This is a genomic window from Vibrio sp. 811, from assembly GCF_033339195.1.
Genome location: NZ_JAWOUB010000950.1, coordinates 1 through 518 on the forward strand (window position 1 = coordinate 1; position 518 = coordinate 518).

Below are 518 nucleotides of genomic sequence, written 5' to 3' on the forward strand. Positions count from 1 at the left end.
TAGTTTGCAACAGCCCGTTATACTCACGCAGCAGCTCAATATAACTAGCGCACAGGTGTTTGAGTTCGCTTTGCCAATCTTCATTCGCTTGCGGTTGATAAATGTCTTCCACCAGTGATGTCGTTAACGCTTCAAGCAAAGCATTTTTGTTTTTGAAGTAGTAATAGATCGCCATAGGATCCACATCCAATTGGGTCGCTAGCAGACGAACACTTGGTATCTTTCCGTCTTTTTTCATCAATAATTTAGCCGACTCCAAGATGCTTTCTGCACTCAGTTGTGACTGCTTTGCGGTCGGTCTTCCGCGTTTCTTTTCGTTGACAGACATTTGATCTTCTCGATAAACTCAGAGTTATTCTACATTGTAGAATTAATTTTAAACCAACCTTTAACTTGGCTCAAGCATCATTACTTTGATGAGGTACTCATGGCAAATATCATATTTATTGCAACTAGTCTGGACGGTTACATCGCAGATAAACAAGGCAAACTCGACTGGCTACAATCCGTACCAAATC

1 protein-coding gene and 1 pseudogene are annotated in these 518 nt (G+C 41.1%); one reads left to right on the plus strand and one right to left on the minus strand.

Features of this window, described 5'->3' with window-relative positions; genetic code table 11:
• Nucleotides 1-328 (minus strand): TetR/AcrR family transcriptional regulator (locus R7Q46_RS30290; protein WP_318078731.1); only part of this gene is annotated, 328 nt, incomplete at its 3' end.
• A gap of 45 nt (nucleotides 329-373) precedes the next feature.
• Here R7Q46_RS30290 and R7Q46_RS30295 point away from each other — a divergent pair.
• Nucleotides 374-518: pseudogene (locus tag R7Q46_RS30295) on the plus strand (dihydrofolate reductase); the annotation flags it as partial.